The following is a 16533-nucleotide window of genomic DNA, read 5'->3' as shown; positions in this document are numbered from 1 at the left end:
ATTGCTTGGTTTTTCGGCCGCCAGTCAGACTTCCAATTTGGCCGGAAACCCAGGCGCGCGCAGGTCGGTTCCCACGGCGTCTTCGAGCAATTTGACGATCTGGGTCGACCAGGCGCTGCCGCCATAAGCAGCCTTGCCCTGCTCGAAAATCGCGTTGACGCGCGATGCCAGCTCGAGCGGCACGCTGAAATCCTTGCCCATGCCCAACGCGAAGCCGAGATCCTTCAGCGCCAGGTCCATGGTGAAGCCGATATCGTAGGAGCCGTTGAGGACGAGCTGGCTTTCGGTCTCATGGACGAAGCTGTTGCCGGAGGAGGCGACGATGGCGTGGTAGGATTGGGCGAGGTCGAGCCCGCCCTTTTTCGCCAGCATCAACGCCTCGCCAGCGGCGACGAGATGGATGAAGGCGAGCATGTTGGTGATGACCTTGATCACCGCCGCCGAGCCGATCGGCCCCATCAGGAACGATTTTGCGCACATTGCTTCGATGGCCGCGCGATGGCGTTCGTAAAGGGCGGCATCGCCGCCGACCAGCGCGGTGATTTTGCCGACCGCCGCCAGATGCACGCCGCCGGTGACCGGGCACTCCAATGTCTCAACGCCTTTGGCGGAGGCGAGGGCGGCGAGGCGCACGATCTCGTCGCGGCCGTTGGTCGACATCTCGATCCAGGTGCCGCCCTTGGGCAGGCCTTCGAGCAACCCGCCGGGCCCGGCAAGCACCGCCTCGCTGACCTTGGGCGAGGGTAGGCAAGAGATGGCATTGTCCGCCCGCGCCGCCGCCTCGGCCGGGCTGTTGGCGGCGGTGGCGCCGAGCGCCACGAGACGCTCGACGGCAGACGGGTCGCGGTCGAAGACGGTGACCGCAAAGCCGTTGCGGATAAGGCTGGCGGCAAGGTTGCCGCCGAGATGGCCGAGGCCGATGAAGGCGTAGCGTTCGCTCACGGCATCAACGGTGTCTGCATCATCTGCAGGTGCAAATCCTTGCCGGTGTAGGGATGCGCATCGCAGACCGCTTCGTTGAGCTCGACGCCCAGCCCCGGTTCCTTCGACGGGATGACATTGCCGTCCTGCCACTCGATCTTCTTCTTCAGGAGCGTGGCGTGGAAACCGTCCCACTGCTTCAACGACTCCAGGATCAGGAAGTTGGGCAAGGTCACGGCAAGCTGGATGTTGGCGGCACCGACGATCGGGCCGCAATAGCAGTGCGGCGCGACCTGGATGTGGTAGGCCTCGGCCATGGCGGCGATCTTCTTGGTTTCGAGAATGCCGCCGGAGCGGCCGAGATCCGGCTGCAGGATGGTCGCCGCACGGTTCTCGATGACGCGGGCGAATTCGAATTTGGTCGTCAGCCGCTCGCCGGTGGCGATCGGGATCGATGTGCCTCGCGCCACTTGCGCCATCACTTCGGGCATGTCAGGTGGCACCGGCTCCTCGAACCACAAGGGATCATAGGGCTCGATGGCGCGTGCCATGCGCAGCGCACCCGATGCGGTGAACTGGCCGTGCGTGCCGAACAATATGTCGGCGCGGGTGCCGACCGCCTCGCGGATCGCCTTGATCATGCGGGTGGAGACGTCGATGTCGATGAGGCGCGGCTGGTGGCCGTCGAAGGCGGTGTAGGGGCCGGCTGGGTCGAGCTTGACGGCATTGAAGCCCTGCTCGACATATTCGAGCGCACAGGCCGCCGCCATTTCGGGGTCGTTGTAGACGTTCCTGCCGTCTGGCGCGTCCTCGGAATGGACACTGCCGGTGTGCGGATAGAGATAGGTGTAGGAGCGCAGCGTCTCATGCACCTGGCCGCCGAGCAGTTTGTAGACCGGTTTGTTCGCCTCCTTGCCGATGATGTCCCAGCACGCCATTTCGAGCGCCGAGAAGCAGCCCATGCCGGACACGTCGGGGCGCTGGGTGAAGCCGGAGGAATAGGCGCGGCGGAAGAAATTCTCGATGTCGTGCGGATCGCGGCCGACGAGATAGCGCTCGGCCATGTCCTCGACCATCTTCGCGGTGATATGGGCGGAGAAGGTGGCGTTGTAGGCCTCACCATAGCCGACCACACCGCCATCGGTGGTGAGCTTGACGAAGATGAAATACTTGCCGCCGATGCCGGGCGGCGGGTTGCCGACAACCCAGGTCTTGACGTCGGTGATCTTCATTTTTGGTCCTCCAGAACCAGTTCGGCGCCCTTCCACCCGGTCATGATCGAGGCGGCGTTGGTGTTGCCGGTGATGTTGTCGGGAAAGATCGAGGCGTCGATGACGCGCAAGCCTTCAAGCCCGTGCACTTTCAGGCGCGGATCGACGACTGAGCGCTGGGGATCAGGCCCCATGCGGCAGGTCGAAACCGGGTGATAGACGGTGCCGGAGCGTTTCCTGAAATCGGTGATCAGGTCGGCGTCCGATTGGATCGACGGGCCGGGCAGGACCTCTTCCCTGATGATTTCGGCCATGGCCGGCATCGAGGCGATCTTGCGCACGAATTTCACCGCCGCCAGCATCTCCTCGACATCGGCATTGGTGGAATAGGCGTTGGCGGTGATCTTTGGGTAGTCCAGCGGATTGCTGGAGCGGAGCATGATCTCGCCCCGGCTCGACGGGCGGCAATTGGACAGGCCGATGGAGAAGCCAGGCCACGGGTCGGGCGTCAGGATCGGCCGTTCGCCGCTCTTCGGGATGACGGTCGAGAAGGCCTGAAAATAGAGCTGCATGTTGGGGCGCGAGAACGCCGGGTCGGTGCGGAAGAAGCCGCCGCCATGGTTCATCGACAGCGATAGCGGACCGGAACGCGTCAAGATGTACTGCATGCCGACCAGCAGCTTGCCCCACCAGGGGCGCAGGACCTGGTTCAGCGTCGGCACCTTGCCCTTGAAGGTGTAGTTGATGCCGACATGGTCCTGCAAATTGGCGCCGACGTTCTCGTTGGCGTGGACGGCCGGGATGCCCAACCCGTTGAGCAGCGCCACCGGGCCGACGCCGGAGAGCTGCATGAGCTGCGGCGAGTTGATCGAGCCGGCGGAAAGGATGACTTCGCGGCCGGCCCGCGCCGTCTTGGTCTGACCGTTCTGCAGATATTCGACACCGACGGCGCGTTTGCCTTCGAACAGGATGCGGCTTGCCAGCGCGTTCGTCTCGACGCGGACGTTGCCGCGCTTCATCGCCGGGCGCAGGAAGGCGCGGGCGGCGGACATGCGGCGGCCGTTCTTGGTCGAGATCTGGTAGGTGCCGACGCCTTCCTGTGCCGCGCCGTTGAAATCGGGGTTGAGCGGCAGGCCGGCCTGCTGGCCGGCGGCGAGATAGCGCTTGGTCAGCGGATGGACGGCGTTCGCCGTTTCGCTGATGTGCAGGGGACCGCCGGTGCCGCGCCATTTGTCGGCGCCGGCCTCATTGTCCTCAAGCGCTTTGAAGATCGGCAGCAGATCGTCATAGCCCCAGCCGGGATTGCCGGCGGCGCGCCAGTCGTCGAAATCCTCGCGCGCGCCCCGGATCCAGACCATGGCGTTGATCGAGCTCGAGCCGCCGAGCAGCTTGCCGCGCGGCCAGTGGTCGACATTGCCGCCAAGACCGGGATCGGCTTCCGTCTTGTAGTTCCAGTTGACCGCGGGGTCGAAGAATGTCTTGCCGTAGCCGAGCGGCATCTGCACGTAGAAGCGGCGGTCGGTGCCGCCGGCTTCCAGCACCAGCACCGAAAAACGACCCGAGGCTGATAGTTTGTCCGCCAGAACCGAGCCGGCCGAGCCGGAGCCGACGATGATGAAGTCATAAGTCTGCATGATAATTCTGGGCGGCTCCGGAAATCTGGCCGCAGCCTAGACGCCATGGGTTCGCCGAGTCGCCGCGCCTTCCGGCATGCGTTGTGAAAAAAGCGACCGGCGGCCATGTCGCAATCGACACCGAGCATGCCGGTTCAATCAACAAGCTGTCCATCTTCGTCGGTCACCGACAATCTCGCGACCTGCGTCAGGATATGCGTCTCCAGCACTTGTTCGATAACAGTGACGGCGCGGCGCACTTTCCTTTTCGATCGAACGGGGATGTCGAGGCGTGATGAGACACGGTCGACGTCGTCGAGCGAAAGCGACGCAAGCTCGTTCGATCGCAGGGCGCGATAGAGACCTCGGCGAATATCCATATCCTGAAGTTGAGGTCATGATCGTCAGGAGGCACCGCGAAGTCGATACGAATACGACGTGCCATGTAACGGTCCCCGCCTGACAGTTTGAATATTAGCCAAGGTTTTGAAGCTCAGTTATAGGAGCCGCGTTCGCGCCCATGAGGATCGAACAGGGCCCCAGCTTTATTGGCTTCTTCCAGCAGGAAGGTGAACACGCTTGAGTAGGATTTGGCCAAACCGGACAGAGTGCTCGCCCACTGAAAGACCCTCCCATCCGGATTCATAGCAATCAAATCTCTATTGTGGCCGAGCGAGCCAACAAAGAGAATATCGTCCGGTGCACTGATAGGTCGCCTCTTCACATTCGGTTCCATTATGGAGAAGGGTTGTTGACCTGCCTCCACCAGATTTGTGCGTGACCAGCTACCTCGCAGCCCGTATATGCTTATATAATTCGCAAACAGACCTATCCCGTTGTGAAGCATGAGAAAACGGCGGAAATTATCTGGAATTCGGTTCGAAATTTCAGACTCCATCTGCCCAATTCCGATGACGCCAAGTGGTGCATACAGCTGATGCAAATACGCTTCAGGCGCACGATGTGGCGTATGGCCGATCCACTCTGTTCCATCCGGATAGGGTTTCTGACCGAGGCGTCTCCACCTGTCGACCAGGGCTCGGAGCTCTCTGTATGCACGAGTATCGTCTTCGCTCGACCATTCTTTCTGCGTGCGCATTGCTCCTGGCGGCTCCCTGAGGTTTCTGGACCGGTCAACTGTCCATCAATGGTGGTGCGCGCTCTACCGTTAGTGCGTGCGCCGTGCAGCATACCGGCAACACAGGCGAGAGGTCGAGTTGCGGGGAATACCGACAATGGAGCTTGATATGCATGGGGTCGACAGCTTATGCGAGGGCATCATTTTGCTCTGGCCACTCTGCGGAAGGCAGGAAATCATATGCGGACCCTGTCGGATGCCTTCATTCCCGAGCTGCCGGGCCACTACAAGGGCAAGGTCCGCGAAAATTACGACCTGGCCGACGGCCAGCGCATCATCATCGCCACCGACCGTCTCAGCGCCTTCGACATCATCCTGACCTCGATCCCGTTCAAGGGCGAGATACTGACGCAGACGGCACGCTACTGGTTCGAGGAAACCGCCGATATCTGCCCGAACCATGTGCTCGAATATCCCGACCCCAATGTGGTCGTCGGCACAAGGCTCGATATCTTGCCGGTCGAGATCGTCGTGCGCGGCTATCTCGCGGGCACCACCAGCACCTCGATCCTGACGCGCTATAAGCGCGGCGAACGCGACATGTATGGAATGCGCCTGCCCGACGGGCTGCGCGACAATGAAAAGCTGGCCGAGCCGGTCATCACGCCGACGAGCAAGGCGGCGGATGGCGCCCATGACGAGCCGCTGTCGAGGGCGGAGATCCTCGAACAGGGATTGCTCACGCAGGCGCAGTGGGACACCGTCTCGGATTATGCCTTGAAATTGTTTGCCCGCGGCCAGACGCGCGCCGCCGAACGCGGCCTGATCCTCGCCGACACCAAATACGAATTCGGCACCGACAGAAACGGCACCATCATCCTGGCCGACGAAATCCATACGCCGGACTCCAGCCGGTACTGGATCGCGGGGAGCTACGAACAGGCGCTGGCAAGCGGCACGCGGCCGGAGAGTTTCGACAAGGATTTCATCCGCTCATGGGTGGCGGCGCGCTGCGATCCCTACAAGGATCCTATTCCGACGATCCCCGACGAGATTGTCGAACAGGCCTCTCGCATCTATGCGCAGGCTTACGAGGCGATCACGGGCAAGGCGTTCGTTCCCGACGTTTCCGGGGACACCGTTCTCGATCGCATCCGCTCGAACCTCGCGCGCTACTTCTAGCGGACCCATCCAATGCCGCGTTGACGCGTCCGCGCCGTGACGCTACGGGATCGAGGGCAATCGATCTCGAGCCCTCGATCTCAAGGGATTTCTCGCATGGTGCAATACGCGGACGGACGGCCGATCGGAGACCTGACGCTGCGCACGCTGGCCATGCCTTCGGACGCCAATGCAGCCGGCGATATCTTTGGCGGCTGGGTCATGGCACAGATGGACCTTGCCTGCGGCATCCGCGCCGCCGAGCGCGCCCGGGGCCGCGTGGTGACGGCGGCGGTCAAGGAAATGTCCTTCGCCAAGCCGATGAAGATCGGCGACACGCTGTGCATCTACACCCATGTCGAACGCGTCGGCCGTACCTCGATGACGCTGAAGGTCGAGGCCTGGGCGCAGCGCTATCTGTCCGATCTGATGGAAAAGGTCACCCACGCCGATTTCGTCATGGTGGCGCTGGACGGCGAGGGCAAGCCGAAGGCCGTTCCGGCCGAGGGTTGACGAAAGCCCGGTTTTCCAATCCAGCGCAATTGTAACATCGCCGGCGCGGGCGATGCGTTCCGCGACATCCAATGGTTGCCTTCACGCCCGATTGTGCCGGCGTTGGGGGAAAGACAATGCGTCAACACATGCTGAACAGCTGGCTCGTGGCAGCCCTTGTCGCCCTGGTCTGCCTGCTCGGCGTCACCGCCTATGCCGAAGTCAAAAACGACGTTCCGCACACGACTTGCTTGCAAGGCGGCAAGGGTGACCGCAAGCCGGCCACGACATGCACGACCTGCGGCACGACGCCTTGCGAGGGCTTGTCGCCGAGAGCCTGAAGGGCTGCCTTTGGCCCGCGATTGTCGTCGTCAAAGTAGCCTGTGTGCTGGTCTGCCCCGAGCGCCATGAGACAAAGCTGCCCAGGCCGCGTTCAGAGGATCGCGTACACGCTTGCCGTCAGGCGGTTTCGCTCACCGCGAAACGCTAGAGTCCTTGCGACGCAAGGGTTTCAGCCATGCATGCCGTCGAATTTTTCGCGTGCCGCCTGGACGCGCTGGGTGTTCCTGCGCGCCCATTCGCCAAGCGCGCTGACCGGGATCAACAGTTCGTGACCGAGTTCGGTCAGCTCATAATCGACACGCGGCGGAATGGTCGGGAACACGGTGCGGGTGACGAAACCGTCGCGTTCCAGCCCGCGCAAGGTGGTGGTCAGCATCTTCTGCGAGATGCCGCCGACAGCCGCGCGCAACTCGTTGAAACGCAGCGGTCCGCCGCCCAGCTTGCCGACCACGAGCACGGTCCATTTGTCGCCGACGCGCTGCAGGATTTCCGAAATCGCGCGGCAGTCTTCGGTGTTGTGCGGGTGCCTCAGTAACAAAACGGTGCCCCCTTGCGTCGGCAGTTGACAGTATCTCATATAGCGCCGGTATCTAAACGATACCAGCTTTTTACTGGAATGGAGAGCCCCCCATGTCAAAGCCGAAAATCGCCATTATCGTCGGTTCGACGCGCGCCGCGCGCTTCGCCGATACACCGACCCAATGGATCGCCAAGATCGCCAAGTCGCATGCCGATATCGACGTCGAGATCGTCGACCTCAGGGACTTCCCGCTGCCGTTCTTCGACGAAGTCGCCTCCTCCGCCTGGGTGCCGTCGACCAACGAGGTGGCGCAGCGCTGGCAGAAGAAGGTCGCCGAATTTGACGGCTTCATCTTCACCGCCGCCGAATACAATCACGGCCCGACGGCCGTGCTGAAGAACGCCATCGACTACGCCGCCAATGAATGGAACAAGAAGCCGGCGGGCTTCGTCGGCTATGGCAGTGTCGGTGGCGCCCGTGCGGTCGAGCAGCTCCGCCTCCATGCCGTCGAGCTACAGATGGCACCGGTCAAGTCCGCCGTCCACATCGCCTGGGGCGACTACCTCGCCGTCCGCCAGGGCGAGAAGAAGCTCGAAGATCTCGAGCACCTGAACCAGGCCGCCACGGCTCTGGTCAACGACGTCGCCTGGTGGGCCAAGGCGTTGAAGAAGGCCCGCGATGCCGACGCGCTTGCCGAGGAAGTCAAGGCGGCCTGAAGGCTCTTTGAGATTATCCTCCCAAGGGATACGGGGCGGCGCATGCGCCGCCCTTTTCAATCAAAGCGGCTATAGCGGCTCAAATCGAAAGCTGCCGCCAGACCGGACGACACGGCCGATACCGGGCGAGTCCAGATGCGCGCCGGCGACGAAACAATGATCGTCCGCCGCCAGCGCCAGCAGCCGCAACCGGCTCTCATGCGCCTGATCCTGATCCGTGTCGAATTCCCACGTCACCTCGGGCCGATCGAACTGAAGCGACGGGACGTGAACGGTATCGCCCCAGATCAAAATGCTCTCGCCGCCGCTCGAAACGCGAAAGCAGCTATGACCCACTTCATGGCCATGAGCGTCAATAACGTCGACATGCGTCCCGATACGGTCTCCGGCCTCGAATGGTTCCGCCATGTCGTGAAACCGTTCGAGCCGCGCGACGATGCGGAAGAGGCCGAGTTCCTCCCGGGGAACGAGCAAGCGCGACAGACGCGGGAAAGCGTCCCGGCCATCAGCAAGCACAAGGCCATGGATGTGGTCGAGATGCGTATGGGTGAAGCAGACGGCGCGGACTTTTTCGACATCGATGCCGGCTTCGTCCAGCGCCTGGGGAAGGCGGCCCATGGTGGGGTGCCAGGCATTCGCGGCGCCAGTATCGATCAAGATGATCTCGTTTCCATCGTCAATCGCGAAGGCGTTGACGGAGAGCCTGAGTTGACCATCAACCAGCGTGACCTGGTCCGGCAAGTCATCGCCAAAAGGCTTGTCGCCGTTTTGCCGAAGCCGCCTGATCGGCATGTCGACATAGCCATCGCGCAAGGCCGTGATGCGCAGGTCGCCAAGAGTGTAGGTCTGATAAAGTTCGCCCGAGGCTATGCGATGCATTTTTGCCGATCCGTTCTGAAGACAATCGTCAGTCCGCGATGGGCAGCCGGTGTCGGCAACCCGTCCCGCCAATGAGGTCTATGCCAGGTGCGCATGCTGGGCCTGCCTTGGCCGGATGATGCAGTCGGCGAGGCGATGCTTCTCGTTTAGTTCGTCGGCGTGGTGCTGGCCCCACTGGCAGAGCGCCAGCAGGATCGGCTCGAGGCTGAGGCCTAGGCTGGTTGCCGAATATTCGACGCGCGCGGGCACTTCGGCGAAGATCTCGCGGCTGACGAGGCCGTGCTCCTCCATTTCGCGCAGCTGCTGGATCAGCACTTTCTGTGTGATACCAGGCATCAGTGCCTTGAGCGCCGACAGCCGCCTTGGACCATCGAAGAGGTGGTAGAGAATGACCGCCTTCCAGCGCCCGGCGATCACTTTCAGCGCCCGCTCCGCCGGCAGCATCGGCAGTCGCTTGATCGGCATTTTTGTGGGCGAACCGGCCATGGTCACCTCCTGGTCAGCAGGGGACAAATGAGTGTGTAGTCGAGGCCTCGCAGATAGTGGCAAACCACCGCCGATGCCAGTGCGATTGGAGTTTGCCATGAAAGCCGTCCAATTCAGCCGCTTCGGCGGCCCCGAGGTGCTCGAGGTCGTCGAGCTGCCGGCGCCGGTGCCGCAGGCCGGCGAGGTGCTGATCCGGGTGCACGCCGCCGGCATCAACTTCTTTGAGGTGCTGATGCGCGTGGACTGCTACGCGGTGACGCCGCAACTGCCGATGTTTCCCGGTGTGGAAGTGGCGGGCGTTGTCGAAGCCGTCGGGCAAGGGGTGGATGCGGCGCTGCTGGGAAGACGTGTCGCCGCGCCGCTGTTTGCCTCGCAGCGTTCTTATGGCGGCTATGCCGAGCAGGTGACGATGTCGGCCGATCTGGCCGTGCCGCTGCCGGATGACGTCTCGTTCGAAGACGCGACAGCGCTGATGGTGCAGGGGCTGACGGCGCTGCATTTGCTGCGCCAGAGCTCGCCTCAGGGCAAGTCGGTGCTGGTGCCGGCGGCTGCCGGTGGTGTCGGATCGCTGCTGGTGCAGCTTGCAAAGTTAAAGGGTGCGGCCAAGGTGATCGCAGCTGCCGGCGGTAAGGCCAAGCTCGATCTTGCCCTGTCGCTCGGCGCCGAAGTGGCCATCGACTACGCCCATCCGGATTGGCCTACACATGTCCGCGACGCCACCGATGGGCAGGGTGCCGACATCATCTACGACACGGTTGGCGGCGCGCTGACGGCGCAGTCGCTGCAGGCTTTGGCGCCCGGTGGCGAGCTGGTGTTCGCGGCGCTTGGCCGCTATGGGCTCGCGGCCTCCGAGCTGGAAACCATGATCGGCCGCAACCAGTCGCTCAGGGGTTTCGCGCTGCTGCCGCTGCTATCCCCTGATGTGCTGCGGGCCAGCCTGTCCGAGCTGTTCCAACTGGCGGCGAGCGGCCGGCTGCGGGTCGCGATCGGCGGCCGTTTCTCGCTCGACCAGGCCGGCGAAGCGCACCGGCTGCTAGACGAGCGCCGCTCGACCGGCAAGGTCGTGCTGGTGGCTTGACCGGCGACCAGCGGCGTACCCGTTGGGATCTGTTTCACCCAGTGGGCCGGATGGGGCTCCATCCACGATCCCCCAACGACGAAAGCCACCTCTTTCCGATCACATCCGAGTGACTTGCATAATGCAACTAACTCGGCTATAAGTCACTTTCATTTTGAAAGAGACTCCGGCCATGGTTGCCAAAACAAGCTTCGAAACACGCCCGTGCCCCATCGCGCGCAGCCTCGACGATGTCGGCGAATGGTGGAGCATCCTGTTGCTTAGGGACGCCTTCCAGGGGCTGACGCGCTTCGACCAGTTTCAAAAAAGCCTGGAGATCGCGCCCAACATTCTGACGCGCCGGCTGAACAGCCTGGTCGAGCGCGGCCTGTTCGAAAAGCGCGCTTACTGCGAGCGGCCGCTGCGTCATGAGTATGTGCTGACCGCCAAGGCACGTGATTTCCGCCCGGTGCTGCTGTCCCTGCTCGCCTGGGGCAACAAGCATCTGGCCCCCGAGGGCCCGAGCCTCGTGGTGGTGGACAAGGCTGACGGGCGCTGGGCCGAGCCGGTGCTGGTCGACCGCCAGACCGGCAAGGAGCTCGACAGCGAGGGCTTCACCATGGCGACGGCACCCAAGGCCACCGACCGCATGCGGCAGCGCTATAGCTTCAGCAGCGAAGGCTCCGGCCTGCCGCTTACCGACAACACGGTGATTGAACACAGGTCGGATGAGGCACGCCGCCAATGAACAAGGTTCTCTCCGCTGCCGAGTTGCAGCCTGCGCAGCCATCCGTCGTGCAGATTCCCGCGCCCGCCAAAAAGCGTCGCAAGCCGTTCGTCATGCTGGGCGCCGCGATCGCCATCGGCATTGCCGGTTGGTATGGCTTTCAGTGGTGGCAGGCCGGCCGATTCCTCGTCTCCACCGACGATGCCTATGTCGGCGGCAACGTCACGCCGCTGGCGCCACGGGTCGCGGGGCACATCGACCAGATCCTCGTCGAGGACAACCAGCATGTCGCCGCTGGCCAGCTCATCATCCGCATCGACGACCGGCCGTTTAAGGCGGCGGTGGAGCGTGCGCAGGCTTCCGTCCAGCAGCAGCAATCGGCCCTCGACAATCTCCGCGCCCAGGTCTCGCTGCAGAATTCGCTGATCGAGCAGGCGCAGGCCGATCTCGACGCCAAGAGTGCCGCCGCTGCGTTCACCGCCCAGGATGCTCAACGCTATGCGGTGCTGGCCAGCACCAGGGCCGGCACGCAGCAGGACGCGCAGAGAAGCCTTGCCGCCGACAACCAGGCGAAGGCCTCCGTTTCCGCCTCCCGCGCCGGGCTTGCAGCGGCGAGGCAACAGCTCGATGTGCTGAACACGCAGATATCGGAAGCCACCGCCGCGGTTTTGGCCGCCAAGGCCGATCTCGACACGGCTGAGCTCGATCTTGGCTTCACGCAGATCCGCTCGCCCATCGACGGCCTTGTCGGCAACCGGCTGGCACAGGTCGGCACCTATGTCTCGCCGGGCAGCTATCTCTTGACGATCGTCCCGGAGACAGGGCTGTGGGTCGATGCCAATTTCAAGGAAGACCAGTTGCGCAGCATGGCCGACGGCCAGGCGGCGACGGTCTATACCGACATCGCGCCCGACGCGCCGCTCAAGGGCCATGTCACCAGCCTGGGGCCGGCGACCGGCGCGATCTTCAGCGTCATCCCGGCGCAGAACGCCACCGGCAATTTCACCAAGATCGTCCAGCGCGTTCCCGTCCGCATCACCATCGACCCGGACCAGGCGCGGAAGGTTGCGCTGCGGCCGGGCCTGTCCACCGTGGTCACGGTCGATACCGCGTCGCGCTGAGGACGCCATGTCAGAGCGCGCCGCCCCGCAATCCTTCCTCGTCAGCATCCTGCCGTTCATGGTGATGTGCGTCGGGATGTTCATCGCGCTTCTCGACATCCAGATTGTCGCCTCCTCGCTGCAGGATATCGGTGGCGGCCTGTCGGCGGCACAGGACCAGATCGGCTGGGTGCAAACCTCCTATCTGGTGGCGGAAATCATCGTCATTCCGTTGTCGGGCTGGCTGACCCGGGTGTTTTCGACACGCTGGCTGTTCACCATCTCGGCGGCCGGCTTCACGCTGGCCAGCATGCTGTGCGGCTTCGCCTGGAGCATCGAAAGCATGATCGTCTTCCGCGCGCTGCAGGGGCTGCTCGGGGCGTCGATGATCCCGACGGTCTTCACCTCGTCGTTCCACTATTTCCAGGGGCCGAGGCGGGTCTATGCGGCCGCGGTGGTCGGCAGCATCGCCTCGATCGCGCCGACGCTCGGCCCCGTCATCGGCGGCTGGATCACCGACACGCTGAGCTGGCACTGGCTGTTCTATGTCAACGTCATTCCAGGCACCATCATCACCATCCTGGTCGCGGCCCTGGTCAAGATCGACAAGGCCGACCCTTCGCTGCTGAAAGGCGCCGACTATATCGGCATGGTTCTGATGGCCGTCAGTCTCGGCACGGCGGAGTACGTTCTGGAGGAAGGTACGCGCTGGAACTGGTTCGACGATGCGACGATCCGCAACGGCGCCATCGTTGCCAGTGTCACCATGGTCCTGTTCGTCATCCGCAGCCTGACCTATTCGCAGCCGGTGGTCGATTTCCGCGCCTTCGGCAACCGCAACTTTGCCATTGGCTGCTTCCTGTCCTTCGTCACCGGCATCGGCATCTTCGCCACGATCTATCTGACGCCGCTGTTCCTCGGCTATGTCAGGGGCTACGACGCCTTGCAGACCGGTATGGCGGTGTTTTCCACCGGCGTCGCCTCGATGGTCGGCGTTCCCGTCTACATCTTTCTCGCCAAGCGCTTCGACACGCGCTGGCTGATGATGTTCGGGCTGGCCTCGTTCGGCGCGTCGATGTGGAGCTTTAGCGCCATCACCAGCCAGTGGGGCGCGGCCGAGCTTCTGATCCCGCAACTGTTCCGCGGCTTCCCGCAGGTCTTTGCGGTGGCGCCGAGCGTCAATCTCGGCCTCGGCAGCCTGCCGCCGGAACGGCTGAAATATGCGAGCGGTCTGTTCAACACGATGCGCAATCTCGGCGGTGCGGTCGGCATCGCCATTTGCGGCGCGATCCTGAACGACCGCACCAACTTCCATTTCCTGACCATCGCCTCGCATCTGACGCCACAGAACGAGGCCGCGATGCGGCTCGTCGACAATGTCGCGCTGCGCTATGGCCAACTGCCCGGCGCCGTCGCCGACGGCCATACCGCTTCGCTGAAGCAGTTGTGGGCGCTGGCCTATCGCGAGGCCTCGACCATGGCTTACGCCGATGCGTTCCTGGTGATCATGGCCGCCTTCGTCATCGCCACCGCGCTGGTTCCGTTCCTGCGCAATGTCACACCGAAGGCGCCGCCTCCAGACGCGCATTGAGGCGACCAAGGTGATTGGCTAGCCCGTTGCTGTCTTTCGCCGAAGGCGTGCCAACGGGCCTCGATTTCGGCACGAAGCTGATCGCGGCCAACGGAGAGTACGCTATGGGGCAGTGTGACGAACCGCTTGCCATCCTGCGTGGGGAAAATGTTGCTCAGCCGCGAGGCCGTGGAGTTCGGGGCGGGCGTGAAGGTCGCCATACCGATGCCGAACCGCCTTAACCCCCGACTGTTTCGGTTGACAGCCCGCCATAGAGGCAAGACCGTTTTATCCGCGAACGCCTCGGAGACCTGCAGCGCGGTGACATCCCGGTACTGCTCTTTCCCCAACGAATACCTCGGCGTGTCCGCCGAGAAGTCATACCATCGCTTCTTCAACACCTCGAAGGTAAGGTCGAGCGAGGAAATACCCGCCACTTCCCGCCAGGGGATGTCGAGAAAGACGTAGCCGTCGAGATTGAGGCGCAATCCGGCCGGCGATAGCAGCACCAGTGGCTTGGCGGTCAGCAATCCGTTGATTTGCCAGACAATCACGACGGCGGCCACAGCCGCCAAGGGAACACCCAACAGCCAGTTATTCCTGCCGAAGGCGACAACGAGCCCGACAACGAGAACAAGCGCTGAGAAGGCGATGTATTTCAATGCGGTCCTGCCGCTGCCATAGGCAATGATCTGGTTGACGTCTTGTGCCTGGACTGAACTCAAGGTTCGCCTCCCATGGCCGGCAACACTTTGCAGGCGAGAGCCGCCGCCAAGACAGTCATGGACGATACAGGCTGGCCATCAGCCCAACAAGCCCATGGCGCACCGCACAAGCATTGAAGTCGGCGTCACCGCATGGGCTCGCGGGCGGGTGCGTGCCGGCCAGCCGGGTGGCCTAGTGACCCGCGCGAGCGAGCAGCAGGGCACGCTCCCTGTCATTGCCGGTCAATCCGGCGGCCTGGCGGAACGCGGCGCGGGCTTCCGCCTGACGCCCCAGTTTCTCCAGGAGATCGCCGCGCACGGTGGGCAGGAGATGCGAGTCCTTCAGGCGCGGTTCGTCCTTCAGCGCCTCGACGATGGCAAGGCCCTGCGCCGGGCCGAACGCCATGCCGACGGCCACCGCCCGGTTGATTTCGACTATGGGCGAGGGGGCCGCCAAGGCGAGCGCCTGATAATAGGCCGATATCGCGATCCAGTCGATGTCGGCGGCGGCCCCGGCGCGGGCATGGCAGGCGGCGATCATCGCCTGCAGGAGATAGGGGCCGGGTGCCGATGTCAGGGTCATGGCGCGGTTCAGGCCGTCGAGGCCGCGCCGGATCAGCGACCAGTTCCATCGGCTGCGATCCTGGTCGAGCAGCAGGATCGGTTCGCCCGCTTTGCCGGTGCGGGCGGGGAAGCGCGAGGCGTTGAGTTCCATCAGCGACACCAGCCCCTGCACCTCGGGCTCATCAGGCATCAGCGCCGCCAGGGAACGGCCAAGGCGCAGCGCCTCGCCGCAGAGATCGGCGCGCAGCCAGTCCGGTCCGGCGGTCGCCACATAGCCTTCGTTGAAGATGAGATAGACCACCTCGAGTACGGCGGCGAGGCGTTCCCGCCGCACCTCGCCGCGCGGTGTCTCGAACGGGATGGCGGCATCGCGAAGCGCCCGCTTGGCGCGCACGATGCGTTGGGCGACCGTGACTTCGGGCACCAGGAAGGCGCGGGCGATCTGTGGCGTCGACAGTCCGCCCAGCAGCCGCAGGGCAAGGGCTGCGCGCTGCTCGGTCGGCAAGACGGGATGGCAAGCGGTGAAGATCAGCCGCAGAAGGTCATCGTCGATATCCTCGTCGAGCGCCGCCTCGATGTCGGGCATCTCGCGCTCCAGTTCGGCGAGGTCGATGGCGAGTTCGCGATGCTTGCCGTCGATCATGGTGGTGCGGCGCAGCCGGTCGAGCGCCCGGTTCCTGGCGACCTGCGCCAACCAGGCGGCCGGGTTGCGCGGGATGCCGTCCCGGGGCCAACGCTCCAGCGCCAGCAGGAAGGCATCGCCGGCGACCTCCTCGGCCAGCCCGACATCCCTGAGATAGCGGACGAGCCTGGCGGTGAGCTTCGGTTGCTCGATCCGCCAGACCGCTTCGATGGTGGCTGTGGCCGTCAACCCATCAGCTCGCTGAAGCCTTCCGCCGCCTTCTGAACGTCCTCGGGGAAATCGCTCATCTCAAAGACGCGGCGAACTTCGATCAGGTCATTTTCGCCGGCGGGGCAGCGGCGGGCCCATTCGACGGCTTCTTCACGCGAGCGCACGTCGATCACCCAATAGCCGCCCAGCACTTCCTTGACCTCGGCGAATGGGCCGTCGGTGACAACTGGCTTGCCGCCCTTGAAGCTGACCCGCGCGCCCGATGACGGCGGATGCAGCCCGTCGAGCGCCAGCAACACGCCGGCCTTCTTCAGCTCCTCATTGTATCGCATCATCCCCTCTACCGCCTTGGCGTCGGGCCTGACATCGGGCGCCGCCTCCGCGTAGCCACCGGGAATCATCAGCATCATGAACCGCATGGTCGTCTCCTTGTTTGGGTTGGTTCGATGATACGACGAACGGCGAGTGACGAAATCGACACGAGTGGCAAAAAAGTTCAAATCCCCAGTCGCGCCAAGGACCGAGGGTGTTGGACCGCC

19 protein-coding genes are annotated in these 16533 nt (G+C 63.6%); 9 read left to right on the top strand and 10 right to left on the bottom strand.

Translation table 11 applies throughout. The annotated features are described in order from the left end of the window. Positions 1–24 precede the first annotated feature (24 nt). From CKW40_RS21295 to CKW40_RS21285, 3 genes are read right to left on the bottom strand one after another with little or no spacing between them, the layout of a single operon-like run. Positions 25–942, bottom strand: a complete 918-nt coding sequence (locus tag CKW40_RS21295) for an NAD(P)-dependent oxidoreductase (RefSeq protein ID WP_095201832.1) — start codon at positions 940–942, stop codon at positions 25–27. Further along, entirely contained in the window at positions 939–2153 is a 1215-nt protein-coding gene (locus CKW40_RS21290; protein WP_095201831.1) for a mandelate racemase/muconate lactonizing enzyme family protein, read from the bottom strand. Before CKW40_RS21290 ends, CKW40_RS21295 begins: the two co-directional genes overlap by 4 nt. Then, entirely contained in the window at positions 2150–3766 is a 1617-nt protein-coding gene (locus tag CKW40_RS21285; protein ID WP_095201830.1) for a GMC family oxidoreductase, read from the bottom strand. Before CKW40_RS21285 ends, CKW40_RS21290 begins: the two co-directional genes overlap by 4 nt. 83 nt (positions 3767–3849) lie before the next feature. On the opposite strand from CKW40_RS21285, the gene CKW40_RS43065 reads away from it, so the two are divergent. After that, complete coding sequence (locus tag CKW40_RS43065) at positions 3850–4041, top strand: hypothetical protein (RefSeq protein WP_143748353.1); 192 nt, start codon at positions 3850–3852, stop codon at positions 4039–4041. Between the two features lie 197 nt (positions 4042–4238). Here CKW40_RS43065 and CKW40_RS43060 read toward each other — a convergent pair whose 3' ends face one another. Beyond that, complete coding sequence (locus tag CKW40_RS43060) at positions 4239–4844, bottom strand: SMI1/KNR4 family protein (RefSeq protein ID WP_143748352.1); 606 nt, start codon at positions 4842–4844, stop codon at positions 4239–4241. 219 nt (positions 4845–5063) lie between these two features. On the opposite strand from CKW40_RS43060, the gene CKW40_RS21270 reads away from it, so the two are divergent. From CKW40_RS21270 to CKW40_RS21260, 3 genes are all read left to right on the top strand, one after another. Continuing rightward, on the top strand, positions 5064–6005 hold the full coding sequence (locus CKW40_RS21270; protein WP_095201827.1) for a phosphoribosylaminoimidazolesuccinocarboxamide synthase: 942 nt from the start codon (positions 5064–5066) through the stop codon (positions 6003–6005). 96 nt (positions 6006–6101) lie between these two features. Continuing rightward, positions 6102–6497, top strand: a complete 396-nt coding sequence (locus CKW40_RS21265; protein WP_095201826.1) for an acyl-CoA thioesterase — start codon at positions 6102–6104, stop codon at positions 6495–6497. 116 nt (positions 6498–6613) lie between these two features. After that, complete coding sequence (locus CKW40_RS21260) at positions 6614–6817, top strand: hypothetical protein (protein ID WP_095201825.1); 204 nt, start codon at positions 6614–6616, stop codon at positions 6815–6817. Positions 6818–6987: 170 nt separating this feature from the next. Here the strand turns inward: CKW40_RS21260 and CKW40_RS21255 are convergent, their stop codons facing one another. Further along, complete coding sequence (locus CKW40_RS21255) at positions 6988–7356, bottom strand: winged helix-turn-helix transcriptional regulator (protein ID WP_179298057.1); 369 nt, start codon at positions 7354–7356, stop codon at positions 6988–6990. 92 nt (positions 7357–7448) lie between these two features. Between CKW40_RS21255 and CKW40_RS21250 the strand changes: the two genes are divergently transcribed. After that, positions 7449–8054, top strand: coding sequence for an NADPH-dependent FMN reductase (locus CKW40_RS21250; RefSeq protein ID WP_095201823.1), 606 nt, complete (start codon positions 7449–7451; stop codon positions 8052–8054). Between the two features lie 69 nt (positions 8055–8123). On the opposite strand, the gene CKW40_RS21245 is transcribed toward CKW40_RS21250, so the two are convergent. Next, positions 8124–8846: an MBL fold metallo-hydrolase gene (locus CKW40_RS21245; protein WP_244571250.1), complete on the bottom strand. Its 723-nt coding sequence runs from the start codon at positions 8844–8846 to the stop codon at positions 8124–8126. 165 nt (positions 8847–9011) lie between these two features. Next, the gene (locus CKW40_RS21240) at positions 9012–9419 is read right to left on the bottom strand and encodes a winged helix-turn-helix transcriptional regulator (protein WP_095201821.1); all 408 of its coding nucleotides are present in this window, start codon (positions 9417–9419) and stop codon (positions 9012–9014) included. A 97-nt stretch (positions 9420–9516) separates the two neighbouring features. Between CKW40_RS21240 and CKW40_RS21235 the strand changes: the two genes are divergently transcribed. The 4 genes from CKW40_RS21235 (at position 9517) to CKW40_RS21220 (ending at position 13894) form a co-directional block, all read left to right on the top strand. Next, positions 9517–10497, top strand: coding sequence for a quinone oxidoreductase family protein (locus tag CKW40_RS21235; RefSeq protein WP_095201820.1), 981 nt, complete (start codon positions 9517–9519; stop codon positions 10495–10497). Positions 10498–10669: 172 nt separating this feature from the next. Further along, a complete protein-coding gene (locus CKW40_RS21230) occupies positions 10670–11224 on the top strand; it encodes a winged helix-turn-helix transcriptional regulator (RefSeq protein WP_095201819.1) in 555 nt (184 codons plus the stop codon). Beyond that, complete coding sequence (locus tag CKW40_RS21225; RefSeq protein WP_095201818.1) at positions 11221–12324, top strand: HlyD family secretion protein; 1104 nt, start codon at positions 11221–11223, stop codon at positions 12322–12324. Before CKW40_RS21230 ends, CKW40_RS21225 begins: the two co-directional genes overlap by 4 nt. 7 nt (positions 12325–12331) lie before the next feature. Further along, positions 12332–13894, top strand: a complete 1563-nt coding sequence (locus CKW40_RS21220; protein ID WP_095201817.1) for a DHA2 family efflux MFS transporter permease subunit — start codon at positions 12332–12334, stop codon at positions 13892–13894. Here CKW40_RS21220 and CKW40_RS21215 read toward each other — a convergent pair. The 3 genes from CKW40_RS21215 to CKW40_RS21205 form a co-directional block, all read right to left on the bottom strand. After that, the gene (locus tag CKW40_RS21215) at positions 13786–14598 is read right to left on the bottom strand and encodes a hypothetical protein (RefSeq protein WP_143748351.1); all 813 of its coding nucleotides are present in this window, start codon (positions 14596–14598) and stop codon (positions 13786–13788) included. The two genes, CKW40_RS21220 and CKW40_RS21215, sit on opposite strands and share 109 nt — an antisense overlap. A 172-nt stretch (positions 14599–14770) precedes the next feature. After that, the gene (locus CKW40_RS21210; RefSeq protein WP_095201815.1) at positions 14771–16012 is read right to left on the bottom strand and encodes an RNA polymerase sigma factor; all 1242 of its coding nucleotides are present in this window, start codon (positions 16010–16012) and stop codon (positions 14771–14773) included. Beyond that, positions 16009–16413: a YciI family protein gene (locus tag CKW40_RS21205; protein WP_095201814.1), complete on the bottom strand. Its 405-nt coding sequence runs from the start codon at positions 16411–16413 to the stop codon at positions 16009–16011. The genes CKW40_RS21210 and CKW40_RS21205 overlap by 4 nt, the downstream gene beginning before the upstream one ends. Positions 16414–16533: the final 120 nt, after the last annotated feature.

It is taken from the genome of Mesorhizobium carmichaelinearum, from assembly GCF_900199455.1.
GTDB classification, from domain to species: Bacteria; Pseudomonadota; Alphaproteobacteria; order Rhizobiales; family Rhizobiaceae; genus Mesorhizobium; species Mesorhizobium carmichaelinearum.
Note: the sequence above shows the minus strand (reverse complement) of the source record. Positions and strands in the feature narration are given on the sequence as shown.

Excerpts from the sequence above, each read along its gene's own strand:
- CKW40_RS21220 (WP_095201817.1), top strand. The coding sequence starts at position 12,332 with ATGTCAGAGCGCGCCGCCCCGCAATCCTTCCTCGTCAGCATCCTGCCG.
- CKW40_RS21240 (WP_095201821.1), bottom strand. The coding sequence starts at position 9,419 with ATGGCCGGTTCGCCCACAAAAATGCCGATCAAGCGACTGCCGATGCTG.
- CKW40_RS21265 (WP_095201826.1), top strand. The coding sequence starts at position 6,102 with ATGGTGCAATACGCGGACGGACGGCCGATCGGAGACCTGACGCTGCGC.
- CKW40_RS21285 (WP_095201830.1), bottom strand. The coding sequence starts at position 3,766 with ATGCAGACTTATGACTTCATCATCGTCGGCTCCGGCTCGGCCGGCTCG.
- CKW40_RS21225 (WP_095201818.1), top strand. The coding sequence starts at position 11,221 with ATGAACAAGGTTCTCTCCGCTGCCGAGTTGCAGCCTGCGCAGCCATCC.
- CKW40_RS21235 (WP_095201820.1), top strand. The coding sequence starts at position 9,517 with ATGAAAGCCGTCCAATTCAGCCGCTTCGGCGGCCCCGAGGTGCTCGAG.
- CKW40_RS21250 (WP_095201823.1), top strand. The coding sequence starts at position 7,449 with ATGTCAAAGCCGAAAATCGCCATTATCGTCGGTTCGACGCGCGCCGCG.
- CKW40_RS21270 (WP_095201827.1), top strand. The coding sequence starts at position 5,064 with ATGCGGACCCTGTCGGATGCCTTCATTCCCGAGCTGCCGGGCCACTAC.
- CKW40_RS43060 (WP_143748352.1), bottom strand. The coding sequence starts at position 4,844 with ATGCGCACGCAGAAAGAATGGTCGAGCGAAGACGATACTCGTGCATAC.
- CKW40_RS21230 (WP_095201819.1), top strand. The coding sequence starts at position 10,670 with ATGGTTGCCAAAACAAGCTTCGAAACACGCCCGTGCCCCATCGCGCGC.
- CKW40_RS21245 (WP_244571250.1), bottom strand. The coding sequence starts at position 8,846 with ATGCCGATCAGGCGGCTTCGGCAAAACGGCGACAAGCCTTTTGGCGAT.
- CKW40_RS21290 (WP_095201831.1), bottom strand. The coding sequence starts at position 2,153 with ATGAAGATCACCGACGTCAAGACCTGGGTTGTCGGCAACCCGCCGCCC.
- CKW40_RS21205 (WP_095201814.1), bottom strand. The coding sequence starts at position 16,413 with ATGCGGTTCATGATGCTGATGATTCCCGGTGGCTACGCGGAGGCGGCG.
- CKW40_RS21260 (WP_095201825.1), top strand. The coding sequence starts at position 6,614 with ATGCGTCAACACATGCTGAACAGCTGGCTCGTGGCAGCCCTTGTCGCC.